This window comes from Pseudomonas knackmussii B13, assembly GCF_000689415.1.
GTDB classification, from domain to species: domain Bacteria; phylum Pseudomonadota; class Gammaproteobacteria; order Pseudomonadales; family Pseudomonadaceae; genus Pseudomonas; species Pseudomonas knackmussii.
On the sequence record NZ_HG322950.1, the window covers coordinates 653083 to 678940 of the forward strand.

The following is a 25858-nucleotide window of genomic DNA, read 5'->3' on the forward strand; positions in this document are numbered from 1 at the left end:
GTATTGGGGTCCCTGCCTGGCGGGGGCTATCCAAGACCGTAGGCGGCGCAAGCCTTAAACCTCAAGCCTACGCAGATGGTGCTCCCGATTCGTTTACCGAATCAGACACCAAAACGCCGTCCGGCTCCGGCTGGACGAATCGGTAACATCCAGGAGTAAACCCGTGGCAATCAAACTCGAAGACAAGAAGGCCATCGTCGCTGAAGTCAACGAGGCTGCCAAAGCCGGTCTGTCCGCTGTCGTGGCTGATGCCCGTGGCGTGACTGTCGGCGCAATGACCGGACTCCGTAAAGAGGCCCGCGCAGCTGGTGTGTACGTGAAAGTCGTGCGTAACACCCTGCTCAAGCGCGCCGTTGAAGGCACTCAATTTGAAGTGCTCAACGACACGTTCAAGGGCCCGACCCTGATCGCTTTCTCCAACGAACATCCGGGCGCTGCCGCTCGTATCTTCAAGGAGTTCGCCAAGGGTCAGGACAAGTTCGAGATCAAGGCGGCCGCGTTCGAGGGTCAATTCCTCGCAGCCAATCAGATCGACGTTCTGGCAACCCTGCCGACCTACAACGAAGCCGTTGCACAGCTGATGAGCGTGATCCAAGGCGCTACCAGCAAGCTGGCTCGTACTCTGGCGGCAATTCGTGACCAGAAAGAAGCAGCCGCTGCCTAAGGCATCCGGTTCGCTTTCAACCTTTTTTGTTTAATAGATGGCGCGAGCGCCGTCGCCCAATACAGGAATTAGAGTCATGGCTCTGACCAACGAAGACATCATCAACGCCGTAGCCGAAATGTCCGTCATGCAAGTGGTGGAACTGATCAAGGCAATGGAAGAGAAATTCGGTGTAACCGCTGCCGCTGCTGTTGCTGCTGGCCCGGCTGTTGCCGCTGCTGCTGTTGAAGAGCAAACCGAGTTCACCATCGTTCTGGCCGAAGCTGGCGAGAAGAAAGTGAACGTGATCAAGGTCGTCCGCGAGCTGACCGGCCTGGGCCTGAAAGAAGCCAAGGCTGTCGTTGACGGCGCCCCGGGCGTGGTCAAGGAAGGCGCTTCGAAAGAAGAAGCCGAAGCTGCCAAGAAGGCTCTGGAAGAAGCTGGCGCCAAGGTCGAACTCAAGTAAGTTCGCGCCTTGCGTCTACAGCCCAAGCGTTAAGCGACAGGCTGATGGCTGGTGGCTTTTGCCACCGGCCTTTTTCCGTTATGGGAAGGGTGCCGATTGGCCCCCTCCCTTAACGCGAAAGTCCCACCGCGTGCGGTGGCGCAAACGTCAGGTTTGCACGATTTTTCGGCTGCTCCCGTGGGAGAAGCCAAACAAGCAGGTGACCAAGCTGGGGAACGCTGATGGCTTACTCATACACTGAGAAAAAACGTATCCGCAAGGACTTTAGCAAGTTGCCGGACGTCATGGATGTGCCGTATTTGCTGGCCATCCAGCTGGATTCCTATCGCGAATTCCTGCAGGCAGGTGCAAGCAAGGATCAGATCCGTGACATCGGTCTGCATGCGGCCTTCAAGTCCGTTTTCCCGATTATCAGCTATTCCGGCAATGCTGCCCTGGAATACGTCGGTTATCGCCTGGGCGAGCCGGCATTTGACGTCAAGGAGTGCGTGCTGCGCGGCGTGACATTCGCTGTCCCGCTGCGTGTGAAAGTGCGCCTGATCATTTTCGACAAAGAATCGTCGAGCAAAGCGATCAAGGACATCAAGGAACAGGAAGTCTACATGGGGGAAATCCCCCTGATGACCGAGAACGGTACCTTCATCATCAACGGTACCGAGCGCGTCATCGTCTCCCAGCTGCACCGTTCCCCGGGTGTGTTCTTCGACCACGACCGTGGCAAGACCCACAGCTCCGGCAAGCTGCTGTACTCCGCGCGCATTATTCCTTACCGCGGTTCCTGGCTGGACTTCGAGTTCGATCCGAAGGACTGCGTGTTCGTGCGTATCGACCGTCGCCGCAAGCTGCCGGCGTCTGTCCTGCTGCGCGCGCTGGGTTACAGCACTGAAGAAGTGCTCAACGCCTTCTATGACACCAACCTGTTCCAGGTGAAGGGCGAGACCCTCAATCTGGAGCTGGTGCCGCAACGTCTGCGTGGGGAAATCGCCGCGTTCGATATCAAGGACGCTTCCGGCAAGGTCATCGTCGAGCAGGGCCGCCGTATCACCGCGCGCCACATCAATCAGCTCGAGAAGGCCGGCATCAAAGAGCTGGAAGTGCCCTTCGACTACCTCATTGGCCGTACCGTGGCCAAGGCTGTCGTGCACCCGGCTACCGGCGAGATCATCGCCGAGTGCAACACCGAGCTGTCCGTCGACGTTCTGGCGAAGATCGCCAAGGCCCAGGTCGTGCGCCTGGAGACCCTGTACACCAACGACATCGACTGCGGCCCGTTCATCTCGGACACCCTGAAGATCGACTCCACCAGCAACCAGCTGGAAGCACTGGTCGAGATCTACCGCATGATGCGTCCGGGCGAGCCGCCGACCAAGGAAGCCGCAGAGACCCTGTTCGGCAACCTGTTCTTCAGCGCCGAGCGTTACGACCTGTCTGCCGTCGGCCGTATGAAGTTCAACCGCCGTATCGGCCGCACCGAGATCGAAGGTCCGGGCGTGCTGAGCAAGGAAGACATCGTCGAGGTTCTGAAGACCCTCGTCGCTATCCGTAACGGCAAAGGCATCGTCGACGACATCGACCACCTGGGTAACCGTCGCGTTCGTTGCGTCGGCGAGATGGCCGAGAACCAGTTCCGCGTTGGCCTGGTACGCGTAGAGCGCGCGGTCAAGGAACGTCTGTCGATGGCCGAAAGCGAAGGCCTGATGCCGCAGGACCTGATCAACGCCAAGCCGGTGGCTGCCGCGATCAAGGAGTTCTTCGGTTCCAGCCAGCTGTCGCAGTTCATGGACCAGAACAACCCGCTCTCCGAGATCACCCACAAGCGCCGCGTCTCCGCACTCGGTCCGGGCGGTCTGACTCGCGAGCGTGCGGGCTTCGAGGTTCGTGACGTACACCCGACCCACTACGGCCGCGTGTGCCCGATCGAAACCCCTGAAGGTCCGAACATCGGTCTGATCAACTCCCTGGCGACCTACGCCCGCACCAACAAGTACGGCTTCCTGGAAAGCCCGTACCGCGTGGTCAAGGAAGGTCAGGTCAGCGACGACATCGTCTTCCTCTCCGCGATCGAAGAGGCCGATCACGTGATCGCCCAGGCCTCCGCGACCCTGGACGAGCAAGGCCGTCTGGTCGACGAGCTGGTAGCCGTACGTCACCTGAACGAATTCACCGTGAAGGCGCCGGAAGACGTCACCCTCATGGACGTTTCGCCGAAGCAGGTCGTTTCCGTCGCTGCCTCGCTGATTCCGTTCCTCGAGCACGACGACGCCAACCGTGCACTCATGGGTTCGAACATGCAGCGTCAGGCTGTACCGACCCTGCGCGCCGACAAGCCGCTGGTAGGTACCGGCATGGAGCGCAACGTCGCCCGTGACTCCGGTGTCTGCGTGGTTGCCCGTCGTGGCGGCGTGATCGACTCGGTCGACGCCAGCCGTATCGTGGTGCGCGTGGCGGACGACGAAGTCGAGACTGGCGAAGCCGGTGTCGACATCTACAACCTGACCAAGTACACCCGCTCCAACCAGAACACCTGCATCAACCAGCGTCCGCTGGTGAGCAAGGGTGACGTGATCGCTCGCGGTGACATCCTCGCCGACGGTCCGTCCACCGATATGGGTGAACTGGCCCTGGGTCAGAACATGCGCGTTGCGTTCATGCCCTGGAACGGCTTCAACTTCGAAGACTCCATCTGCCTGTCCGAGCGCGTGGTCCAGGAGGATCGTTTCACCACGATCCACATCCAGGAACTGACCTGCGTTGCCCGTGACACCAAGCTCGGCCCAGAAGAAATCACCGCGGACATCCCGAACGTGGGTGAGGCTGCGCTGAACAAGCTGGACGAGGCAGGTATCGTCTATGTTGGCGCCGAAGTGCAGGCTGGCGACATCCTGGTCGGTAAGGTCACCCCGAAAGGCGAGACCCAGCTGACTCCGGAAGAGAAGCTGCTGCGCGCGATCTTCGGTGAGAAGGCGTCCGACGTTAAGGACACTTCCCTGCGCGTGCCGACTGGCACCAAGGGCACCGTGATCGACGTACAGGTCTTCACTCGCGATGGCGTCGAGCGCGACAGCCGTGCCCTGTCCATCGAGAAGATGCAGCTGGACGAGATCCGCAAGGACCTCAACGAAGAGTTCCGCATCGTCGAAGGTGCCACCTTCGAGCGTCTGCGTTCCGCCCTGGTCGGCTCCATTGCCGATGGCGGCCCGGCGCTGAAGAAAGGCACCGAGATCACCCACGAGTACCTCGACGGTCTCGAGCGCGGCCAGTGGTTCAAGCTGCGCATGGCTGAAGACGCGCTGAACGAGCAGCTGGAGAAGGCTCAGGCCTACATCAGCGATCGCCGTCAGATGCTCGACGACAAGTTCGAGGACAAGAAGCGCAAGCTCCAGCAGGGCGACGACCTGGCTCCGGGCGTGCTGAAGATCGTCAAGGTCTACCTCGCCATCAAGCGCCGCATCCAGCCGGGCGACAAGATGGCCGGCCGTCACGGTAACAAGGGTGTGGTCTCGGTGATCATGCCGGTCGAAGACATGCCGCACGATGCCAATGGCACTCCGGTGGACATCGTTCTCAACCCGCTGGGCGTACCGTCGCGTATGAACGTCGGTCAGATCCTCGAAACCCACCTGGGCCTCGCGGCCAAGGGGCTGGGCGAGAAGATCAACCGCATGCTCGAAGAGCAGCGCAAGATCGCCGAACTGCGCCAGTTCATGAACGAGATCTACAACGAGATCGGTGGCCGCCAGGAGAACCTGGACGAGCTGAACGATAACGAGATCATCGCTCTGGCCAACAACCTCAAGGGCGGCGTGCCCATGGCTACCCCGGTCTTCGACGGTGCCAAGGAACGCGAGATCAAGGCCATGCTGAAGCTGGCCGATCTGCCGGAGAGCGGCCAGATGCGCCTGTTCGATGGCCGCACCGGCAATCAGTTCGAGCGTGAGACCACCGTTGGTTACATGTACATGCTCAAACTGAACCACCTGGTCGATGACAAGATGCACGCACGTTCCACCGGCTCCTACAGCCTGGTTACCCAGCAGCCGCTGGGTGGTAAGGCGCAGTTCGGTGGCCAGCGCTTCGGGGAGATGGAGGTCTGGGCACTGGAAGCCTACGGCGCCGCCTACACCCTGCAGGAAATGCTGACCGTGAAGTCGGACGACGTGAACGGCCGGACCAAGATGTACAAGAACATCGTGGACGGCGATCACCGCATGGAGGCCGGCATGCCCGAGTCCTTCAACGTGTTGATCAAAGAGATCCGTTCGCTCGGCATCGACATCGAACTGGAAACCGAATAACACGCGACGCTAGAACGGTGCGGCGGCCGAGGCCGTCGCACCGGGTCCGTGAGGAGGAAAGGCCTTGAAAGACTTGCTCAATCTGTTGAAAAACCAGGGTCAAATCGAGGAGTTCGATGCCATCCGTATTGGTCTGGCGTCCCCCGAGATGATTCGTTCCTGGTCCTTCGGCGAAGTTAAGAAGCCGGAGACCATCAACTACCGTACCTTCAAGCCGGAGCGCGATGGCCTGTTCTGCGCCAAGATCTTCGGCCCGGTGAAGGACTACGAGTGCCTGTGCGGTAAGTACAAGCGCCTGAAACACCGTGGTGTGATCTGCGAGAAGTGCGGCGTTGAAGTCGCCCTGGCCAAGGTGCGCCGTGAGCGCATGGGCCACATCGAGCTGGCTTCGCCGGTCGCCCACATCTGGTTCCTGAAGTCCCTGCCGTCCCGTATCGGTCTGCTGCTGGACATGACCCTGCGCGATATCGAGCGCGTGCTCTATTTCGAGAGCTACGTCGTTATCGACCCGGGCATGACCACCCTGGAGAAGGGCCAGCTGCTGAACGATGAGCAGTACTTCGAAGCCCTCGAAGAGTTCGGTGATGACTTCGACGCGCGCATGGGCGCCGAAGCCGTTCGCGAACTGCTCAACCAGATCGACCTGGAGCACGAGATCGGCCGCCTGCGCGAAGAGATTCCGCAGACCAACTCGGAAACCAAGATCAAGAAGCTGTCCAAGCGCCTGAAGCTGATGGAAGCCTTCCAGGGCTCCGGCAACCATCCGGAGTGGATGGTGCTGACCGTCCTTCCGGTGCTGCCGCCGGACCTGCGTCCGCTGGTTCCGCTGGATGGCGGCCGCTTCGCGACTTCCGATCTGAACGATCTGTACCGTCGCGTGATCAACCGTAACAACCGTCTGAAGCGCCTGCTCGACCTGGCTGCTCCGGACATCATCGTGCGCAACGAAAAGCGCATGCTGCAGGAAGCTGTCGACGCCCTGCTGGACAACGGCCGTCGCGGTCGCGCCATCACTGGCTCGAACAAGCGTCCGCTGAAGTCCCTGGCCGACATGATCAAGGGTAAGCAAGGTCGCTTCCGTCAGAACCTGCTCGGTAAGCGTGTTGACTACTCCGGCCGTTCGGTAATTACCGTAGGTCCGACCCTGCGCCTGCACCAGTGCGGTCTGCCGAAGAAGATGGCCCTCGAGCTGTTCAAGCCGTTCATCTTCGGCAAGCTCGAAGCCCGCGGCATGGCCACCACCATCAAGGCGGCCAAGAAGATGGTCGAGCGCGAACTGCCCGAGGTATGGGACGTTCTCGCCGAAGTCATCCGCGAACACCCCGTGCTGCTGAACCGTGCGCCGACCCTCCACCGTCTGGGCATCCAGGCGTTCGAGCCGGTCCTGATCGAAGGTAAAGCCATCCAGCTGCACCCGCTGGTCTGCGCCGCGTACAACGCCGACTTCGACGGTGACCAGATGGCCGTGCACGTTCCGCTGACCCTCGAGGCTCAGCTGGAAGCTCGCGCGCTGATGATGTCGACCAACAACATCCTCTCGCCCGCCAACGGCGAGCCGATCATCGTGCCGTCGCAGGACGTGGTAATGGGTCTGTACTACATGACCCGTGAAGCCATCAACGCGAAAGGCGAGGGCATGGCCTTCGCTGACCTGCAGGAAGTTGACCGCGCGTACCGCAGCGGCCAAGTGTCCCTGCACGCCCGCGTGAAAGTGCGCATCAACGAGAAGATCAAGAACGAAGACGGCAGCCTGACCGCCAACACCCGTATCGTCGACTCGACTGTCGGCCGTGCGCTGCTGTTCCAGGTTGTGCCGGCCGGTCTGCCGTTCGACGTGGTCAACCAGTCGATGAAGAAAAAGGCGATCTCCAAGCTGATCAATCACTGCTATCGCGTGGTAGGTCTGAAGGACACCGTCATCTTCGCCGACCAGTTGATGTACACCGGCTTCGCCTACTCGACCATCTCCGGTGTGTCGATCGGCGTGAACGACTTCGTCATCCCGGATGAGAAGGCGCGCATCATCAACTCCGCCACTGAAGAAGTGAAGGAGATCGAGAGCCAGTACGCGTCCGGCCTGGTAACCCAGGGCGAGAAGTACAACAAGGTGATCGACCTGTGGTCGAAGGCCAACGACGAAGTGTCCAAGGCGATGATGGCCAACCTCTCGAAAGAGAAGGTCATCGACCGCGAGGGCAAGGAAGTCGACCAGGAGTCCTTCAACTCCATGTACATGATGGCGGACTCCGGTGCGCGGGGTTCCGCGGCCCAGATCCGTCAGCTGGCCGGTATGCGTGGCCTGATGGCCAAGCCGGACGGCTCCATCATCGAGACCCCGATCACTGCGAACTTCCGTGAAGGCCTGAACGTACTCCAGTACTTCATCTCCACTCACGGTGCTCGTAAGGGTCTGGCGGATACCGCGCTGAAGACCGCGAACTCCGGTTACCTGACTCGTCGTCTCGTCGACGTGGCCCAGGACCTGGTAGTGACCGAGATCGATTGCGGCACCGAACACGGCCTGCTGATGTCCCCGCACATCGAAGGCGGCGACGTGGTTGAACCGCTGGGTGAGCGCGTGCTCGGCCGTGTGGTTGCACGTGAAGTGTTCAAGCCGGGTACCGATGACGTCATCGTTCCGGCCGGTACCCTGATCGACGAGAAGTGGGTCGACTTCCTCGAGCAAATGAGCGTCGACGAAGTTCTGGTTCGTTCGCCGATCACCTGCGAAACCCGTCATGGCATCTGCTCCAAGTGCTACGGCCGCGATCTGGCCCGTGGTCACCAGGTGAACATCGGTGAAGCTGTCGGCGTTATCGCTGCACAGTCGATCGGTGAGCCGGGTACCCAGCTGACCATGCGTACCTTCCACATCGGTGGTGCGGCCAGCCGGACCTCCGCCGTGGACAACGTACAGGTCAAGAACGGCGGTACCATCCGCCTGCACAACTTGAAGCACGTAGAGCGTGCCGATGGCGCGCTGGTGGCGGTTTCCCGTTCCGGCGAGCTGGCCGTAGCCGACGACTTCGGTCGCGAGCGCGAGCGCTACAAGCTGCCGTACGGTGCGGTCATTTCGGTGAAGGAAGGTGACAAGGTCGATCCGGGCGCCATCGTCGCCAAGTGGGACCCGCACACCCACCCGATCGTGACCGAGATGGACGGTACCGTTGCCTTCGCCGGCATGGAAGAGAACATCACCGTCAAGCGCCAGACCGACGAACTGACCGGTCTGACCAACATTGAAGTGATGGATCCGAAAGACCGTCCGGCTGCCGGCAAGGACATCCGTCCGGCCGTGAAGCTGATCGACGCTGCAGGCAAGGACCTGCTGCTGCCGGGTACCGACGTACCGGCGCAGTACTTCCTGCCGGCAAACGCGTTGGTCAACCTGAACGACGGCGCCAAGGTGCGCGTCGGTGACGTTATCGCGCGTATCCCGCAAGAAACGTCGAAGACCCGCGACATCACCGGTGGTCTGCCACGCGTTGCCGACCTGTTCGAAGCTCGTCGTCCGAAAGAGCCTTCGATCCTGGCGGAAATCAGCGGCACCATCTCCTTCGGCAAGGAAACCAAGGGCAAGCGCCGCCTGGTCATCACTCCCACCGACGGTAGCGATCCGTACGAGGAGCTGATTCCGAAGTGGCGTCACCTGAACGTGTTCGAAGGTGAACAGGTAAGCCGTGGTGAAGTGATCTCCGACGGCCCGAGCAACCCGCACGACATCTTGCGTCTGCTGGGCGTCAGCTCGCTGGCCAAGTACATCGTCAACGAGATCCAGGACGTTTACCGCCTGCAGGGCGTGAAGATCAACGACAAGCACATCGAGACCATCCTGCGTCAGATGCTGCGCAAGGTCGAAGTGGCCGAGTCGGGCGATTCTTCCTTCATCAAGGGCGACCAGGTCGAACTGGTACACGTACTGGAAGAGAACGAAGTGCTGGCCACCGTGGACAAGTTCCCGGCCAAGTACGAGCGCGTGCTGCTGGGTATCACCAAGGCATCGCTGTCGACCGAGTCGTTCATCTCCGCGGCGTCCTTCCAGGAGACCACTCGCGTCCTCACCGAGGCGGCGGTCACCGGCAAGCGCGACTTCCTGCGCGGCCTGAAGGAAAACGTGGTCGTGGGTCGTCTGATCCCGGCTGGTACCGGCCTGGCCTATCACAGCGAGCGCAAGCGTCAGCGCGAACTCGGCAAACCGCAGCGTGTGAGCGCCAGCGAAGCCGAAGCAGCACTGGCAGAAGCGCTCAACCTGAGTGGCAACTAAGCCTTGATAAAAGCCCCGGCTGTCTTGACAGCCGGGGCTTTGTCTTGACGGGGTGCTGGAAGCTCTTTAGTATTTTGTACCCCGAAAATTGGCAGGGCGCTTGCTCTGCCATTTCGTTTAAGTGTCGTAAGACAATCAGTGGAGCTATAGATGGCAACTATCAACCAGCTGGTGCGTAAGCCGCGCAAGCGCATGGTCGACAAGAGCGACGTGCCTGCGCTGCAAAACTGCCCGCAGCGTCGCGGCGTTTGCACCCGCGTTTACACCACCACGCCGAAAAAGCCGAACTCTGCACTCCGTAAGGTTTGCCGTGTACGTCTGACCAACGGCTACGAAGTGACTTCGTACATCGGTGGTGAAGGTCACAACCTGCAAGAGCACAGCGTAGTGCTGATCCGTGGCGGTCGTGTAAAAGACCTTCCGGGTGTGCGTTACCACACCGTGCGCGGTTCGCTGGATACCTCCGGCGTTAAAGACCGTAAGCAGGGTCGTTCGAAGTACGGCGCGAAGCGTCCGAAGTAATCCATTTTTCTTTTTGCTGAGTCGATAAGAGTAAGGTCGGGCTGTAACAGTCCCGGGCTAACCTGAAGACCGTTTGAGGGCTTATCAATGCCAAGACGTCGTGTAGCGGCCAAACGTGAGATCCTGGCCGATCCGAAATACGGAAGCCAGATTCTGGCGAAGTTCATGAACCACGTGATGGAAAGCGGCAAGAAAGCCGTTGCCGAGCGTATCGTTTACGGTGCTCTGGACAAGGTCAAAGAGCGCAGTAAAGGTGACCCCCTGGAACTCTTCGAGAAAGCTCTCGACGCCATCGCTCCGCTGGTCGAAGTGAAGTCGCGCCGTGTAGGCGGTGCTACCTACCAGGTTCCGGTCGAAGTACGTCCGTCCCGTCGTAATGCCCTCGCCATGCGTTGGCTGGTGGACTACGCCCGCAAGCGTGGCGAGAAGTCCATGGCCCTGCGCCTGGCTGGCGAACTGCTCGATGCCGCTGAAGGCAAAGGCGCCGCCGTCAAGAAGCGTGAAGACGTGCACCGTATGGCTGAAGCCAACAAGGCCTTCTCCCACTACCGCTTCTAATCGCGGCTTCCAAATTTTTGCGAGGGCTTTATGGCTCGTACTACAGCAATTAACCGCTACCGGAACATTGGTATCTGTGCCCACGTTGACGCGGGCAAGACCACCACTACCGAGCGGATCCTGTTCTACACAGGTCTCAGCCACAAGATGGGTGAGGTACACGACGGCGCTGCTACCACCGACTGGATGGTGCAGGAGCAAGAGCGTGGTATCACCATCACCTCTGCTGCGATCACGACCTTCTGGGAAGGTTCGCGCGGCCAGTACGACAAGTACCGCGTAAACGTCATCGACACCCCCGGCCACGTAGACTTCACCATTGAAGTTGAGCGCTCCCTGCGCGTACTGGACGGCGCTGTCGTTGTGTTCTGCGGCACTTCCGGCGTTGAGCCGCAGTCCGAAACCGTATGGCGTCAAGCCAACAAGTACGGCGTTCCGCGTATCGTTTATGTGAACAAGATGGACCGCGCCGGCGCTGATTTCCTCCGCGTTGTCGGCCAGATCAAGAACCGCCTGGGTCACACCCCGGTTCCTGTTCAGCTGGCCATCGGTGCAGAAGACGACTTCCAGGGTCAGATCGACCTGATGAAGATGAAAGCCGTCTACTGGAACGAAGACGACAAGGGCACCAGCTACCGCGAGGAAGAAATTCCTGCTGAGCTGCTGGACCTGGCGAACGAGTGGCGCAACAACATGGTCGAGGCTGCTGCCGAGGCCAACGAAGAGCTGATGAACAAGTACCTGGAAGAAGGTGAGCTGTCGATCGAAGAGATCAAGGCCGGCCTGCGTCAGCGTACCATCGCCTGCGAAATCGTTCCGGCGGTCTGCGGCTCCTCGTTCAAGAACAAGGGCGTGCCCCTGGTTCTCGACGCCGTCATTGACTTCCTGCCTGCTCCGACCGAGATTCCGGCGATTCAGGGCGTCCATCCGGACAGCACTGATGACAACGAAATCCACGACGAGCGTCCGGCTGACGACGCTGCTCCGTTCTCCGCTCTGGCGTTCAAGATCGCTACCGACCCGTTCGTAGGTACTCTGACCTTCGTTCGCGTTTACTCGGGCGTTCTGGAGTCCGGCCAATCGGTCGTCAACTCCGTGAAAGGCAAGAAAGAGCGCGTTGGTCGTATGGTGCAGATGCACGCCAACCAGCGTGACGAGATCAAAGAAGTACGCGCTGGTGACATCGCTGCTCTGATCGGCATGAAGGACGTCACCACTGGTGACACCCTGTGCGACATCGAGAAGCCGATCATCCTCGAGCGTATGGACTTCCCGGAGCCGGTAATCTCGGTAGCTGTTGAGCCGAAGACCAAGGCTGACCAGGAGAAGATGGGCATTGCCCTCGGCAAGCTGGCTCAGGAAGACCCGTCGTTCCGCGTGAAGACCGACGAAGAAACCGGCCAGACCATCATCTCCGGTATGGGTGAGCTGCACCTGGACATCCTCGTCGACCGCATGAAGCGCGAGTTCGGCGTAGAGGCCAACATCGGCAAGCCGCAGGTTTCGTACCGCGAAACCATCTCGAAGGACAACGTCGAGATCGAAGGCAAGTTCGTTCGCCAGTCCGGTGGTCGTGGCCAGTTCGGTCACTGCTGGATTCGCTTCTCCACTCCCGATGTGGACGAGAAGGGCAACATCACCGAAGGCCTGGTGTTCACCAACGAAGTCGTGGGTGGTGTGGTTCCGAAGGAATACATCCCGGCGATCCAGAAGGGTATCGAAGAGCAGATGAAAAACGGCGTTGTTGCCGGCTATCCGCTCATCGGCCTGAAGGCAACGGTGTTCGATGGTTCCTACCACGACGTCGACTCGAACGAGATGGCGTTCAAGATCGCAGCTTCCATGGCTACCAAGCAGCTGGCCCAGAAGGGTGGCGGCAAGGTCCTTGAGCCGATCATGAAGGTAGAGGTAGTGACTCCTGAGGATTACATGGGCGACGTGATGGGTGACCTGAACCGTCGTCGTGGTCTGATCCAGGGCATGGAAGACTCCGTCTCCGGCAAAGTCATTCGCGCCGAAGTTCCGCTGGGCGAGATGTTTGGCTACGCTACCGACGTACGTTCCATGTCCCAGGGTCGCGCGAGCTACTCCATGGAATTCTCCAAATACGCCGAAGCTCCGTCGAACATCGTCGAAGCGCTGGTTAAAAAACAAGCTTGATTCAGCCCTTTAAGTAAGAGGTTTACTGTCGTGGCCAAGGAAAAATTCGAACGTAACAAACCGCACGTCAACGTTGGCACCATCGGTCACGTTGACCACGGTAAAACCACTCTGACCGCTGCTCTGACCAAAGTCTGCTCCGAGACCTGGGGCGGTTCCGCTCGCGCTTTCGACCAGATCGACAACGCTCCGGAAGAAAAAGCTCGCGGCATCACCATCAACACCTCGCACGTAGAGTACGACTCGGCTGTTCGTCACTACGCGCACGTTGACTGCCCCGGCCACGCCGACTACGTGAAGAACATGATCACCGGTGCTGCCCAGATGGACGGCGCGATCCTGGTCTGCTCGGCTGCTGACGGCCCCATGCCGCAAACCCGTGAGCACATCCTGCTGTCCCGTCAGGTAGGCGTTCCTTACATCGTCGTGTTCCTGAACAAGGCCGACATGGTTGACGACGCCGAGCTGCTGGAACTGGTCGAGATGGAAGTTCGCGACCTGCTGAGCACCTACGACTTCCCGGGTGATGACACCCCGATCGTTATCGGTTCCGCTCTGATGGCCCTGAACGGCCAGGACGACAACGAGATGGGCGTTTCCGCCGTGCGTAAGCTGGTAGAAACCCTGGACGCCTACATCCCTGAGCCGGTTCGTGCTGTTGATCAGCCGTTCCTGATGCCGATCGAAGACGTGTTCTCGATCTCGGGTCGTGGCACCGTGGTGACCGGTCGTGTTGAGCGCGGCATCGTCAAAGTGGGCGAGGAAATCGAAATCGTCGGTATCCGTCCGACCACCAAGACCACCTGCACCGGCGTTGAAATGTTCCGTAAGCTGCTCGACGAAGGTCGTGCTGGCGAGAACATCGGCGCCCTGCTGCGCGGCACCAAGCGTGAAGACGTAGAGCGTGGCCAGGTTCTGGCCAAGCCGGGCACCATCAAGCCGCACACCAAGTTCGAGTGCGAAGTGTACGTGCTGTCCAAGGAGGAAGGTGGTCGTCACACCCCGTTCTTCAAGGGCTACCGTCCGCAGTTCTACTTCCGTACCACCGACGTAACCGGCAACTGCGAACTGCCGGAAGGCGTTGAGATGGTAATGCCGGGCGACAACGTGAAAATGGTTGTCACCCTGATCGCTCCGATCGCCATGGAAGATGGCCTGCGCTTCGCGATCCGCGAAGGCGGTCGTACCGTTGGCGCCGGCGTGGTTGCCAAGATCTTCGAGTAATCGTTGATCTAGCGCATGAGAAAAAGGGGCCCTTCGGGGCCCCTTTTTCGTTTCGTTGATCAAATATTGACACCCTCAGGGGGCATCCGTACAATTGCGCCTCCTTTTAACGGGCGGAGTCCGTCCGTTGGGAATGGCAACTTGGAGTCTGAGGTCAAATGCAAAATCAACAAATCCGTATTCGGTTGAAGGCTTTTGACCATCGCCTGATCGACCAATCTACCCAGGAAATCGTGGAAACCGCGAAACGTACTGGCGCTCAGGTGCGTGGTCCGATTCCTCTGCCGACCCGCAAGGAACGTTACACCGTGCTGATTTCCCCGCACGTCAACAAGGACGCTCGTGACCAGTACGAAATTCGTACCCACAAGCGTGTTCTCGACATCGTTCAGCCGACCGACAAAACCGTCGACGCGTTGATGAAGCTCGACCTTGCTGCTGGCGTCGAAGTACAGATCAGCCTCGGCTAATGCCTTCGGCATTGGTCGTGTAACGCTCTGAAATGGGCGGCCATAGCGGGTGAAAGCCCCGTACACTAAAGAGGTTCTAAAGATGACAATTGGTGTTGTCGGTCGTAAGTGCGGCATGACCCGCATTTTCACCGAAGATGGTGTCTCCATTCCGGTCACGGTCATTGAGGTCGAGCCGAATCGCGTCACCCAGTTCAAAAACGAAGAGACTGATGGCTATCGCGCTGTGCAGGTAACTGCTGGCGAGCGTCGTGCTTCTCGCGTGACCAAGGCTCAGGCCGGTCACTTTGCCAAGGCGAATGTCGCCGCCGGTCGCGGCGTGTGGGAATTCCGTCTGGGCGAAGAGGAGTTCAAGGCGGGCGATTCCATTTCCGTCGATCTGTTCCAAGCGGGTCAGCTGGTAGACGTTACCGGCGAATCCAAAGGTAAAGGCTACGCCGGTACCATCAAGCGCTGGAACTTCCGTGGTCAAGACAATACCCACGGTAACTCCGTTTCCCACCGCGTCCCGGGTTCGATCGGCCAGTGCCAGACTCCTGGTCGAGTGTTCAAGGGCAAGAAAATGTCCGGCCACATGGGTGCTGAGCGTGTAACCGTTCAATCCCTCGAGGTCGTGCGTGTCGATGCAGAGCGCAATCTGCTGCTGGTCAAAGGTGCCGTTCCTGGCGCTACCGGCGGTGACGTGCTCGTGCGTCCGGCAGCCAAGGCACGCGGTTAAGAGGGGAAGCTGAGATGCAACTTAATGTAAATGGCGCTCAGGCTATCGAAGTCTCCGAGCGTACCTTTGGTAGCGAATTCAACGAGACTCTGGTTCACCAGGCAGTCGTCGCCTACATGGCTGGCGGTCGTCAGGGTACCCGTGCTCAGAAGACTCGTTCCGAAGTCTCCGGTGGTGGCAAGAAGCCGTGGCGTCAGAAGGGCACTGGTCGTGCTCGTGCTGGCACCATCCGTAGCCCCATCTGGCGTGGGGGCGGCACCACTTTCGCCGCCAAACCGCAGGATCACTCCCAGAAGCTCAACAAGAAGATGTACCGCGCCGCAATGCGCTCCATCCTCTCCGAGCTGGTTCGTCTGGAGCGCCTGGTAATCGTTGCCGACTTCGCTGTCGATGCACCGAAAACCAAAGGTCTGGTTAGCAAGCTGGACGGCCTGGGCCTGAAAGACGTGCTGATCGTTACCGATGGCGTCGATGAAAACCTGTACCTGGCTGCGCGCAACCTGGCGCACGTCGACGTACGCGACGTTCAGGGTTCCGACCCGGTCAGCCTGATCGCCTACGACAAGGTGCTCGTCACCGTGTCTGCCGTGAAGAAGTTCGAGGAGCTGCTGGCATGAACCAGGAACGCGTATTCAAAGTGCTGCTGGGCCCGCATATCTCCGAGAAGGCCACTGGTCTCGCGGACGGCAACAGCCAATTCGTTTTCAAGGTTGCCACTGATGCAACCAAGCTGGAAATCAAGAAGGCCGTAGAAAGCCTGTTCGGCGTGAAAGTACGTCGCGTCACCACCCTGAATGTTCAGGGCAAGACCAAGCGTACCGTTCGCGGCCTGGGCAAGCGTAACGACTGGAAAAAAGCGTACATCGCTCTCCAGCCGGGCCAGGATCTCGATTTCGCAGCTGGCGCTGAGTAAAGGGGTGCATCATGGCAATCGTTAAATGCAAACCGACTTCCGCTGGTCGTCGTTTCGTAGTCAAGGTAGTGAACCAGGACCTGCACAAAGGTGCTCCGTTCGCTCCCCTGCTCGAAAAGAAATCCAAGTCGGGCGGCCGTAACAACAACGGTCGTATCACCACCCGTCATATCGGTGGTGGTCACAAGCAGCACTACCGTCTGGTCGACTTCCGCCGCAACAAGGATGGCATCCCTGCCATCGTTGAGCGCGTGGAATACGATCCGAACCGTACTGCTCACATCGCTCTGCTGAAATACGCGGACGGCGAGCGTCGCTACATCATCGCCCCCAAAGGCGTAGTAGCTGGCGATCAGCTGATCTCCGGTATCGGCGCGCCGATCAAGCCCGGCAACAACATGCCGCTGCGCAACATCCCGGTTGGTAGCACCATCCACGGCATCGAACTGAAGCCTGGCAAAGGCGCTCAGGTCGCTCGCTCCGCTGGCGCTTCCGCTCAGCTGGTTGCCCGTGAAGGTGCATACGTAACCGTGCGTCTGCGTTCCGGTGAAATGCGCAAAGTCCTGGCTGACTGCCGTGCGACCCTGGGTGAAGTCTCGAACTCCGAGCACAGCCTGCGTTCGCTGGGTAAAGCTGGTGCCAAGCGCTGGCGTGGCGTTCGCCCGACCGTTCGTGGTGTTGCCATGAACCCGGTCGACCACCCGCATGGTGGTGGTGAAGGTCGTACCTCTGCTGGTCGTCATCCGGTGTCGCCGTGGGGTCTTCAGACGAAAGGTAAGAAGACTCGCGCGAACAAGCGTACCGATAACATGATCGTCCGTCGCCGCAAGTAAATAGAGGGATACGACAGTGCCGCGTTCTCTGAAAAAAGGTCCTTTTATCGATCTTCACCTGCTGAAGAAGATCGAAGTGGCGGTGGAAAAGAACGACCGTAAACCGATCAAGACCTGGTCGCGTCGTTCGATGATTCTGCCGCATATGGTTGGTCTGACCATCGCTGTCCACAACGGCCGTCAACACGTGCCGGTTCTGGTCAACGAAGACATGGTCGGTCACAAACTCGGCGAGTTCGCTGCTACCCGCACTTATCGTGGGCATGCTGCGGACAAGAAAGCCAAGCGTTAAGGGGTAAGGAAGATGGAAGTAGCCGCTAAGCTGTCGGGCGCTCGTATCTCCGCCCAGAAAGCCCGCTTGGTCGCCGACCAGATCCGCGGGAAGAAGGTGGGCGAAGCGCTCAACCTCCTGGCTTTCAGCAGTAAGAAAGCCGCCGAGATCATGAAGAAAGTGCTGGAGTCGGCTGTGGCCAACGCCGAGCACAACGAAGGCGCCGATGTGGACGATCTCAAAGTCTCCACCGTCTTCGTAAACGAAGGTCGTTCGCTCAAGCGCATCATGCCGCGTGCTAAAGGCCGTGCTGATCGCATCGTCAAGCGGTCTTGCCATATCACTGTCAAGGTTGCGGACAAGTAACGGAGTCGATCAGATGGGTCAGAAAGTACATCCCAATGGCATCCGCCTGGGTATCGTCAAGGAGCACACCTCCGTTTGGTACGCAGATAAGCGCACTTACGCTGATTATCTGTTCGCCGACCTGAAGGTCCGTGAATACCTCCAAGACAAACTAAAAAGCGCGTCCGTAAGCCGTATCGATATCCATCGCCCGGCTCAAACCGCACGTATCACCATCCACACCGCTCGTCCCGGCATCGTGATCGGCAAGAAAGGTGAAGATGTTGAGAAGCTGCGTCAGGACCTGACCAAGCAAATGGGTGTGCCCGTGCACATCAACATCGAGGAAATCCGCAAGCCGGAACTCGATGGCATGCTGGTTGCGCAGAGCGTAGCTCAGCAGCTGGAGCGTCGCGTTATGTTCCGTCGCGCCATGAAGCGCGCTGTACAGAACGCCATGCGCATTGGTGCCAAAGGCATCAAGATCCAGGTGAGTGGTCGTCTGGGTGGCGCTGAAATCGCTCGTACCGAGTGGTATCGCGAAGGTCGTGTGCCCCTGCACACCCTGCGTGCCGACATCGACTACGCAACCTACGAAGCGCACACCACTTATGGTGTGATCGGTGTGAAGGTTTGGATCTTCAAAGGCGAGGTCATTGGTGGCCGCCAGGAAGAGCTGAAGCCTGTAGCGCCCGCTCCTCGTAAAAAAGCTGCTAAGTAAGGAGTACGCAAATGCTGCAACCTAAGCGTACGAAGTTCCGCAAGCAAATGACCGGTCACAACCGTGGCCTGGCTCATCGCGGTAGCAAAGTCAGCTTCGGTGAGTTCGCCCTCAAAGCGACCAGCCGTGGCCGTCTCACCGCGCGTCAGATCGAGTCCGCACGTCGTGCGCTGACCCGTCACGTAAAACGTGGCGGCAAGATCTGGATCCGCGTATTCCCTGACAAGCCTGTTACCAAAAAGCCCCTGGAAGTACGTATGGGTAAAGGTAAGGGCGGCGTCGAGTACTGGGTAGCCCAGATTCAACCGGGCAAGGTCCTGTACGAGATCGAGGGTGTATCCGAAGAGCTGGCGCGCGAGGCCTTCGCCCTGGCTGCTGCAAAGCTGCCGCTCGCCACCTCCTTTGTTAAGCGGACGGTGATGTGATGAAAGCGAATGAACTTCGTGAAAAATCCGTTGAGCAGCTGAACGAGCAACTGCTCGGCCTGCTGCGCGACCAGTTCAATCTGCGCATGCAGAAAGCAACTGGCCAGTTGGGGCAGTCTCACCTGCTCTCGCAAGTGAAGCGCGACATCGCTCGCGTTAAAACTGTGCTCAACCAGCAAGCAGGTAAGTAATCATGGCTGAAGCTCAGAAAACCGTCCGTACGCTGACTGGCCGCGTCGTCAGCGACAAGATGGACAAGACCGTCACCGTTCTGATCGAGCGCCGCGTTAAGCACCCGATCTACGGCAAATACGTGAAGCGTTCGACCAAACTGCACGCCCACGACGAAACCAATCAGTGCCGCATTGGTGACCTGGTCACCATTCGCGAAACTCGTCCGCTGGCCAAAACCAAGGCCTGGACCCTGGTTGATATCGTCGAGCGCGCGGTGGAAGTCTAAGGGTCGGAGATAGAAGATGATTCAGACTCAATCCATGCTCGATGTCGCTGATAACAGCGGCGCGCGTCGCGTAATGTGCATCAAGGTGCTCGGCGGTTCCCACCGCCGCTACGCCGGCATTGGCGACATCATCAAGGTCACCGTCAAGGAAGCGATTCCGCGCGGCAAAGTGAAGAAAGGCCAGGTAATGACTGCCGTGGTCGTTCGCACCAAGCACGGCGTACGTCGTACCGACGGTTCGATCATTCGCTTCGACGGCAACGCCGCCGTCCTGCTGAACAACAAGCAGGAGCCGATCGGCACCCGTATCTTCGGGCCAGTGACTCGTGAACTTCGTACCGAGAAGTTCATGAAGATCGTCTCGCTCGCCCCTGAAGTGCTGTAAGGAGTAGCCGTCATGCAAAAAATTCGTCGTGACGACGAAATCATCGTCATTGCCGGCAAGGACAAGGGCAAGCGTGGCAAGGTGCTGAAGGTTCTCGCTGACGACCGTCTGGTCGTTGGTGGGATCAACCTGGTGAAGCGCCACACCAAGCCGAACCCCATGCTCAACCAGCAAGGCGGGATCGTCGAGAAGGAGGCGCCTCTGCACGTCTCCAACGTCGCCATCTTCAACCCGGAAACCAGCAAGGCTGACCGCGTTGGCTTCAAGGTAGAAGACGGTAAGAAAGTTCGTGTCTTCAAGTCGACCCAGAAACCGGTTCAGGCTTGAGGGAGCTAGGTAGATCACCATGGCACGATTGAAAGAAATTTATCGGAAGGAAATCGCGCCCAAGCTGAAGCAAGAGCTTCAGCTGGCGAACGTGATGGAAGTTCCGCGCGTCACCAAAATCACCCTGAACATGGGTCTGGGCGAAGCTGTCGGCGACAAGAAAGTCATCGAGAGCGCCGTAGCCGATCTGGAAAAGATCGCTGGCCAGAAACCGGTTGTGACTTACGCTCGTAAGTCCATCGCTGGCTTCAAGATTCGTGAAGGCTGGCCAATCGGCGTGAAGGTCACCCTGCGTGGCGACCGCATGTACGAGTTCCTGGATCGCCTGCTCTCCATCTCCCTGCCGCGCGTACGTGACTTCCGCGGCCTGAATGCCAAGTCCTTCGATGGTCGTGGCAACTACAGCATGGGCGTTAAAGAGCAGATCATCTTCCCGGAAATCGATTACGACAAAATCGATGCTCTGCGCGGCATGGATATCACTCTGACCACCACCGCTCGTTCGGATGATGAAGGTCGTGCACTGCTGCGCGCCTTCAACTTCCCGTTCCGCAACTGATTGGAGTAGGACCATGGCTAAAGAGAGCATGAAGAACCGTGAGCTGAAGCGTCAGCGCACGGTAGCCAAGTACGCCAAAAAGCGTGCCGAGCTGAAAGCTACCATCGCGAATCCGGCTACCAGTGCGGAAGACCGTTGGGCTGCTCAGGTCGCCCTGCAGAAGCAACCGCGTGACGCGAGCGCCAGCCGCCTGCGTAACCGTTGCCGTCTGACTGGTCGTCCGCACGGCTTCTACCGCAAGTTCGGCCTGAGCCGTAACAAGCTGCGTGAAGCCGCGATGCGCGGTGACGTACCGGGCCTGGTGAAAGCCAGCTGGTAAGTCGTTAGCGGGGTTGGCAACAGCCCCGTTGATCGCTTCGCAAATCAAGCCCCCTCGTGGGGCTTGATTCGTTTTTGAGCGATCTCTAGAATACCCGGCTCCGCCGAGCCCGGGTTTATGTCGCCCGGTGTTTTGAGGGGTGATGAAGTTGAAGGCTTATCTTTTGTATCAGGAGCATTAAGCCCATGAGTATGCAGGACCCGTTAGCAGACATGCTAACTCGCATCCGTAATGCCCAGATGGCTGAGAAGACCGTCGTGAGCATGCCGTCTTCCAAGCTGAAGGCAGCCGTAGCCAAAGTCCTCAAGGACGAAGGCTACATTGCGGATTTCCAAGTCAGCACTGAGGCCAAGCCTCTGCTGTCGATCGAGCTGAAGTACTTCGAAGGCAAGCCTGTCATCGAGGAAGTGAAGCGTATCAGCCGTCCTGGCCTCCGCCAGTACAAGTCCGTAGATCAGCTGCCGAAAGTACGCGGCGGTCTGGGTGTGTCGATCGTCTCCACCAACAAAGGTGTGATGACTGACCGCGCTGCCCGTGCCGCTGGTGTTGGTGGCGAAGTGCTCTGCACTGTGTTCTAAGGGGAATCAGCATGTCTCGCGTTGCTAAGAACCCCGTCAAACTGCCCGCCGGCGTTGAAATCAAGCTGGCTGGTCAGGAACTCTCGGTCAAGGGCTCCAAAGGTTCCCTGGAACTGAAAGTCCACCCGTCCGTAGAAGTCATCCAGGACAACGGTGAGCTGCGTTTCGCCGCCCGTAACGGCGATCAGCAGACCCGTGCCATGGCCGGTACCACCCGTGCTCTGGTCAACAACATGGTAATCGGCGTTAGCCAGGGCTTCGAGCGCAAGCTCCAGCTGGTCGGCGTTGGTTACAAGGCGCAGGCCAAAGGCCAAGTGCTGTCCCTGGCCCTCGGCTTCTCCCACCCGGTTGATTACGAACTGCCCGCCGGCATCGTAGCCGAAACCCCCAGCCAGACCGATATCCTGATCAAGGGCATCGACAAGCAGCTGGTCGGTCAGGTTGCCGCGGAGATTCGCGACTTCCGTCCGCCGGAGCCGTACAAAGGCAAGGGCGTGCGTTACTCCGACGAAGTCGTACTTCGTAAAGAAGCCAAGAAGAAGTAGGGCATAGCAAATGAGCGTCAAGAAAGAAACCCGTCTGCGTCGCGCTCGCAAGGCACGCCTGAAGATGCGCGAACTGGAAGCTGTACGCCTCTGCGTGTACCGCTCTTCCCAGCACATCTACGCCCAGGTCATTGCGGCCGATGGCGGCAAGGTCCTGGCCAGCGCCTCGACCCTGGACAAGGAACTGCGCGAAGGTGCCACCGGCAACGTCGACGCAGCCAAGAAAGTTGGTCAACTGGTCGCCGAACGCGCCAAGGCTGCCGGCGTCACTCAGGTGGCGTTCGACCGTTCTGGCTTCAAGTACCACGGCCGCATCAAGGCCCTGGCTGATGCCGCTCGCGAAGGCGGTCTGGAGTTCTAAGTTATGGCAAACAACGATCAAAAGCGCGACGAAGGCTACATCGAGAAGCTGGTTCAAGTTAACCGCGTCGCCAAAACCGTAAAAGGTGGCCGTATCTTCGCCTTCACCGCGCTGACCGTGGTTGGCGATGGCAAGGGCCGTGTTGGCTTCGGTCGTGGCAAGGCGCGTGAAGTGCCGGCTGCCATCCAGAAAGCCATGGAAGCTGCTCGCCGCAACATGATCCAGGTCGATCTGAACGGCACCACCCTGCAGTACCCGACCAAGTCCGCCCATGGCGCCTCCAAGGTGTACATGCAGCCGGCTTCGGAAGGTACCGGCATCATCGCCGGCGGCGCCATGCGTGCTGTCCTGGAAGTTGCTGGTGTGCAGAACGTTCTGGCCAAGTGCTACGGCTCGACCAATCCGGTCAACGTGGTATACGCCACCTTCAAGGGCCTGAAGAACATGCAGTCCCCTGAGTCGGTAGCGGCCAAGCGTGGCAAGAGCGTCGAGGAGATTCTCTAACCATGGCAACCGTAAAAGTTACTCTGGTAAAGAGCGTGAACGGTCGTCTGGCCAATCACAAAGCCTGCGTCAAGGGTCTGGGCCTGCGTCGCATTGGTCACACCGTCGAAGTTCAGGACACTCCTGAAAACCGCGGCATGATCAACAAGGCTTACTACCTTCTGAAGGTTGAGGGTTAATCATGCAACTGAACGATCTGCGTTCCGCGCCGGGTGCCCGTCGCGAGAAGCACCGTCCGGGTCGTGGCATCGGTAGCGGCCTGGGCAAGACCGGTGGTCGCGGCCACAAGGGTCAGACCTCCCGTTCCGGCGGCACCATCGCTCCGGGCTTCGAGGGCGGCCAGCAGCCTCTGCACCGTCGTCTGCCGAAGTTCGGCTTCAAGTCCCTGAAAGCCCTGGACCGCGCCGAGGTTCGTACCTCCGAGCTGGCCAAGGTCGAAGGCGGAGTCGTGACCGTGCAGTCCCTGAAGGATGCCAACGTCATCAACCGTAACGTACAGCGCGTCAAAGTCGTGCTGTCCGGCGAAGTTGCTGGTGCGGTAACCCTGAAAGGCATCGGCGCCACCAAAGGTGCGCGCGCGGCCATCGAAGCAGCTGGCGGCAAAATCGAGGACTAAATGGCTAAGCAAGGTGCTCTCTCTGCGCTGAGCAACGGTGGTGGTCTGTCCGAGCTCTGGGCACGTCTGCGCTTCCTGTTCCTGGCGATCATCGTCTATCGGATAGGTGCGCACATCCCGGTTCCGGGCATCAACCCCGACCGCTTGGCGTCACTGTTCCGGCAGAACGAGGGGACCATTCTTAGCCTCTTCAACATGTTTTCCGGCGGCGCGCTGGAGCGCATGAGCATTTTTGCGCTGGGGATCATGCCGTACATCTCGGCATCGATCATCATGCAGCTCATGACATCCATCAGCCCGCAGCTGGAGCAGTTGAAGAAAGAGGGTGAGTCTGGGCGTCGCAAGATTAGCCAGTACACCCGCTACGGGACCGTCGCTCTGGCGCTGGTCCAGGCCATCGGCATGTCCGTTGGTCTGGGCAGCCAGGGCGTGGCCTTCTCCAATGACTTCGGCTTCTACTTCGTGTCGGTCACCACCTTCGTGGCGGGTGCACTGTTCATGATGTGGCTGGGCGAGCAGATCACCGAGCGAGGCGTCGGCAATGGTATTTCCATGCTGATCTTCTCCGGTATCGTTGCCGGCCTGCCGCGCGCTATCGGGCAGTCTTTCGAGTCTGCTCGCCAAGGTGACATCAACATCTTCGCCCTGATCGCCGTAGGCCTGCTGGCCGTTGCGATCATCGCGTTCGTTGTGTTCATCGAGCGTGGCCAGCGCCGGATTGCCGTGCATTACGCCAAGCGCCAACAAGGCCGCAAGGTGTTTGCCGCGCAAACCAGCCATCTGCCGTTGAAGGTGAACATGGCGGGCGTAATCCCGGCCATCTTCGCCAGCAGCATTCTGCTGTTCCCGGCGTCCCTGGGCGCCTGGTTCGGTCAGTCGGAGGGCCTGGGTTGGCTGCAGGACGTCGCGCAAGCGATTGCCCCCGGTCAGCCGTTGAACATTCTGCTGTTTAGCGCAGGGATCGTCTTCTTCTGCTTCTTCTACACAGCGCTGATGTTCAACCCGAAGGACGTGGCGGAAAACCTCAAGAAGTCCGGTGCATTTATTCCGGGTATTCGTCCGGGCGAACAGTCGGCTCGCTACATCGATGGCGTTCTGACCCGTTTGACCATGTTCGGTGCCCTGTACATGACGGCGGTGTGCCTGTTGCCCCAGTTCCTGGTGGTGGCAGCTCACGTTCCGTTCTACCTCGGCGGGACCTCGTTGCTGATCGTGGTCGTGGTTGTGATGGACTTTATGGCCCAAGTACAATCGCACCTCGTTTCTCACCAGTACGAATCCCTCATGAAGAAAGCCAACCTGAAGGGTTATGGCGGCAGCAGCATGCTGCGCTGACCGGCCCGTAAGGTTAGTAGGAGTCACTGATGAAAGTTCGTGCATCGGTTAAGAAGCTGTGCCGTAACTGCAAGATCATCCGCCGCGAAGGTGTTGTTCGCGTGATCTGCAGCGCGGAGCCGCGTCACAAGCAGCGCCAAGGCTGAGTGTGATCCACGCGATATAGCCCGGCAGCTAGTGTGCTGCCGGGTTGATTATTTGTTTTTACAGCGCTAATATCCGCGCCCTTTCTTGGCTTCCTGGGCGCCGGGTAGCTGTCAATTGGAGTTTTTCTGAATGGCCCGTATTGCAGGCGTAAACATTCCGGATAACAAGCACACTGTTATCTCGCTGACCTACATCTATGGTGTTGGTCGCACTACTGCACAGAGCATCTGTGTAGCGACTGGCATCAGCCCGTCGGCAAAGATCAAGGATCTGAGCGAAGAGCAGATTGATCAGCTGCGTACCGAAGTGGGCAAACTGACCACCGAGGGTGACCTGCGCCGCGAAATCAACATGAACATCAAGCGTCTGATGGACCTCGGTTGCTACCGTGGTCTGCGTCATCGTCGCGGTCTGCCGGTTCGCGGTCAGCGTACCAAGACCAACGCGCGCACCCGTAAGGGCCCGCGTAAGCCGATCCGCAAGTAATCGCTTAGGAATTTAGTCATGGCAAAACCTGCTGCTCGTCCTCGTAAGAAAGTCAAAAAGACGGTGGTTGACGGGATCGCTCACATCCACGCGTCCTTCAACAACACCATCGTTACCATCACCGACCGTCAGGGCAACGCTCTGTCCTGGGCTACCTCTGGTGGTTCGGGCTTCCGCGGCTCGCGTAAGAGCACCCCGTTCGCTGCCCAGGTAGCGGCCGAGCGTGCCGGCCAGGCTGCTCTGGAATACGGCCTGAAGAACCTCGACGTAAACGTCAAGGGCCCGGGTCCGGGTCGTGAATCGGCTGTTCGTGCGCTGAATGCCTGCGGTTACAAGATCGCCAGCATCACCGACGTAACCCCGATCCCGCATAACGGCTGCCGCCCGCCGAAAAAGCGTCGCGTGTAA

General features: G+C 59.2%; 33 protein-coding genes. All 33 read left to right on the forward strand.

The window, feature by feature from the left end; genetic code table 11:
* The first annotated feature begins 163 nt into the window (after positions 1-163).
* The 33 genes from rplJ (at position 164) to rpsK (ending at position 25858) form a co-directional block, all read left to right on the forward strand.
* Entirely contained in the window at positions 164-664 is a 501-nt protein-coding gene (gene rplJ / locus PKB_RS03035) for a 50S ribosomal protein L10 (protein ID WP_009617123.1), read from the forward strand.
* Positions 665-740: 76 nt separating this feature from the next.
* Positions 741-1109 carry a 50S ribosomal protein L7/L12 gene (rplL, locus tag PKB_RS03040; RefSeq protein WP_043248924.1) on the forward strand — a complete coding sequence of 123 codons (369 nt, stop codon included), beginning with the start codon at positions 741-743 and terminating at the stop codon, positions 1107-1109.
* Positions 1110-1330: 221 nt separating this feature from the next.
* On the forward strand, positions 1331-5404 hold the full coding sequence (gene rpoB / locus PKB_RS03045) for a DNA-directed RNA polymerase subunit beta (RefSeq protein ID WP_043248927.1): 4074 nt from the start codon (positions 1331-1333) through the stop codon (positions 5402-5404).
* Positions 5405-5468: 64 nt separating this feature from the next.
* Entirely contained in the window at positions 5469-9668 is a 4200-nt protein-coding gene (gene rpoC / locus PKB_RS03050; RefSeq protein ID WP_043248929.1) for a DNA-directed RNA polymerase subunit beta', read from the forward strand.
* Between the two features lie 150 nt (positions 9669-9818).
* On the forward strand, positions 9819-10190 hold the full coding sequence (gene rpsL, locus PKB_RS03055) for a 30S ribosomal protein S12 (protein WP_009617130.1): 372 nt from the start codon (positions 9819-9821) through the stop codon (positions 10188-10190).
* An 87-nt stretch (positions 10191-10277) separates the two neighbouring features.
* A complete protein-coding gene (rpsG, locus tag PKB_RS03060; RefSeq protein ID WP_009617132.1) occupies positions 10278-10748 on the forward strand; it encodes a 30S ribosomal protein S7 in 471 nt (156 codons plus the stop codon).
* Positions 10749-10778: 30 nt separating this feature from the next.
* On the forward strand, positions 10779-12908 hold the full coding sequence (fusA, locus tag PKB_RS03065; RefSeq protein WP_043248930.1) for an elongation factor G: 2130 nt from the start codon (positions 10779-10781) through the stop codon (positions 12906-12908).
* A 30-nt stretch (positions 12909-12938) separates the two neighbouring features.
* Complete coding sequence (tuf, locus tag PKB_RS03070; RefSeq protein ID WP_043248914.1) at positions 12939-14132, forward strand: elongation factor Tu; 1194 nt, start codon at positions 12939-12941, stop codon at positions 14130-14132.
* Positions 14133-14290: 158 nt separating this feature from the next.
* On the forward strand, positions 14291-14602 hold the full coding sequence (gene rpsJ / locus PKB_RS03075; protein WP_003243886.1) for a 30S ribosomal protein S10: 312 nt from the start codon (positions 14291-14293) through the stop codon (positions 14600-14602).
* Between the two features lie 82 nt (positions 14603-14684).
* Complete coding sequence (rplC, locus tag PKB_RS03080) at positions 14685-15320, forward strand: 50S ribosomal protein L3 (protein WP_009617147.1); 636 nt, start codon at positions 14685-14687, stop codon at positions 15318-15320.
* A 14-nt stretch (positions 15321-15334) separates the two neighbouring features.
* Positions 15335-15937, forward strand: coding sequence for a 50S ribosomal protein L4 (gene rplD / locus PKB_RS03085; protein WP_043248932.1), 603 nt, complete (start codon positions 15335-15337; stop codon positions 15935-15937).
* A complete protein-coding gene (gene rplW / locus PKB_RS03090) occupies positions 15934-16233 on the forward strand; it encodes a 50S ribosomal protein L23 (protein WP_015475322.1) in 300 nt (99 codons plus the stop codon). Before rplD ends, rplW begins: the two co-directional genes overlap by 4 nt.
* Before the next feature lie 11 nt (positions 16234-16244).
* Positions 16245-17066, forward strand: a complete 822-nt coding sequence (rplB, locus tag PKB_RS03095) for a 50S ribosomal protein L2 (RefSeq protein ID WP_043248936.1) — start codon at positions 16245-16247, stop codon at positions 17064-17066.
* Positions 17067-17082: 16 nt separating this feature from the next.
* Positions 17083-17358, forward strand: coding sequence for a 30S ribosomal protein S19 (rpsS, locus tag PKB_RS03100; protein ID WP_015475324.1), 276 nt, complete (start codon positions 17083-17085; stop codon positions 17356-17358).
* 12 nt (positions 17359-17370) lie between these two features.
* A complete protein-coding gene (rplV, locus tag PKB_RS03105) occupies positions 17371-17703 on the forward strand; it encodes a 50S ribosomal protein L22 (protein WP_003103908.1) in 333 nt (110 codons plus the stop codon).
* A 13-nt stretch (positions 17704-17716) separates the two neighbouring features.
* Positions 17717-18403, forward strand: a complete 687-nt coding sequence (gene rpsC, locus PKB_RS03110) for a 30S ribosomal protein S3 (protein ID WP_015475326.1) — start codon at positions 17717-17719, stop codon at positions 18401-18403.
* Between the two features lie 11 nt (positions 18404-18414).
* Positions 18415-18828 carry a 50S ribosomal protein L16 gene (gene rplP, locus PKB_RS03115; protein WP_009617163.1) on the forward strand — a complete coding sequence of 138 codons (414 nt, stop codon included), beginning with the start codon at positions 18415-18417 and terminating at the stop codon, positions 18826-18828.
* A complete protein-coding gene (gene rpmC, locus PKB_RS03120) occupies positions 18828-19019 on the forward strand; it encodes a 50S ribosomal protein L29 (RefSeq protein WP_003093720.1) in 192 nt (63 codons plus the stop codon). The genes rplP and rpmC overlap by 1 nt, the downstream gene beginning before the upstream one ends.
* A gap of 2 nt (positions 19020-19021) precedes the next feature.
* Positions 19022-19288 (forward strand): 30S ribosomal protein S17, encoded by a 267-nt coding sequence (gene rpsQ, locus PKB_RS03125; protein ID WP_009617165.1) that lies wholly within the window; start codon positions 19022-19024, stop codon positions 19286-19288.
* A 16-nt stretch (positions 19289-19304) separates the two neighbouring features.
* Positions 19305-19673 (forward strand): 50S ribosomal protein L14, encoded by a 369-nt coding sequence (gene rplN, locus PKB_RS03130; protein WP_003093714.1) that lies wholly within the window; start codon positions 19305-19307, stop codon positions 19671-19673.
* Between the two features lie 12 nt (positions 19674-19685).
* Positions 19686-20000, forward strand: a complete 315-nt coding sequence (gene rplX, locus PKB_RS03135; protein WP_043248939.1) for a 50S ribosomal protein L24 — start codon at positions 19686-19688, stop codon at positions 19998-20000.
* A gap of 19 nt (positions 20001-20019) precedes the next feature.
* Positions 20020-20559: a 50S ribosomal protein L5 gene (gene rplE / locus PKB_RS03140; protein WP_043248941.1), complete on the forward strand. Its 540-nt coding sequence runs from the start codon at positions 20020-20022 to the stop codon at positions 20557-20559.
* A 13-nt stretch (positions 20560-20572) separates the two neighbouring features.
* A complete protein-coding gene (gene rpsN / locus PKB_RS03145) occupies positions 20573-20878 on the forward strand; it encodes a 30S ribosomal protein S14 (RefSeq protein WP_043248942.1) in 306 nt (101 codons plus the stop codon).
* Positions 20879-21063: 185 nt separating this feature from the next.
* A complete protein-coding gene (gene rpsH, locus PKB_RS03150) occupies positions 21064-21456 on the forward strand; it encodes a 30S ribosomal protein S8 (protein ID WP_043248944.1) in 393 nt (130 codons plus the stop codon).
* An 11-nt stretch (positions 21457-21467) separates the two neighbouring features.
* Complete coding sequence (gene rplF, locus PKB_RS03155; protein WP_009617171.1) at positions 21468-22001, forward strand: 50S ribosomal protein L6; 534 nt, start codon at positions 21468-21470, stop codon at positions 21999-22001.
* Positions 22002-22011: 10 nt separating this feature from the next.
* Positions 22012-22362, forward strand: coding sequence for a 50S ribosomal protein L18 (gene rplR, locus PKB_RS03160; protein ID WP_009617172.1), 351 nt, complete (start codon positions 22012-22014; stop codon positions 22360-22362).
* Positions 22363-22365: 3 nt separating this feature from the next.
* The gene (rpsE, locus tag PKB_RS03165) at positions 22366-22866 is read left to right on the forward strand and encodes a 30S ribosomal protein S5 (protein ID WP_009617173.1); all 501 of its coding nucleotides are present in this window, start codon (positions 22366-22368) and stop codon (positions 22864-22866) included.
* Positions 22867-22868: 2 nt separating this feature from the next.
* A complete protein-coding gene (gene rpmD, locus PKB_RS03170) occupies positions 22869-23045 on the forward strand; it encodes a 50S ribosomal protein L30 (protein ID WP_043248946.1) in 177 nt (58 codons plus the stop codon).
* Between the two features lie 2 nt (positions 23046-23047).
* Positions 23048-23482 carry a 50S ribosomal protein L15 gene (gene rplO / locus PKB_RS03175; RefSeq protein WP_043248948.1) on the forward strand — a complete coding sequence of 145 codons (435 nt, stop codon included), beginning with the start codon at positions 23048-23050 and terminating at the stop codon, positions 23480-23482.
* The gene (secY, locus tag PKB_RS03180) at positions 23483-24817 is read left to right on the forward strand and encodes a preprotein translocase subunit SecY (RefSeq protein WP_043248950.1); all 1335 of its coding nucleotides are present in this window, start codon (positions 23483-23485) and stop codon (positions 24815-24817) included.
* Between the two features lie 29 nt (positions 24818-24846).
* Complete coding sequence (gene rpmJ / locus PKB_RS03185; protein WP_002555468.1) at positions 24847-24963, forward strand: 50S ribosomal protein L36; 117 nt, start codon at positions 24847-24849, stop codon at positions 24961-24963.
* Between the two features lie 130 nt (positions 24964-25093).
* A complete protein-coding gene (rpsM, locus tag PKB_RS03190; RefSeq protein ID WP_043248952.1) occupies positions 25094-25450 on the forward strand; it encodes a 30S ribosomal protein S13 in 357 nt (118 codons plus the stop codon).
* 18 nt (positions 25451-25468) lie between these two features.
* Positions 25469-25858, forward strand: a complete 390-nt coding sequence (rpsK, locus tag PKB_RS03195) for a 30S ribosomal protein S11 (RefSeq protein WP_003093689.1) — start codon at positions 25469-25471, stop codon at positions 25856-25858.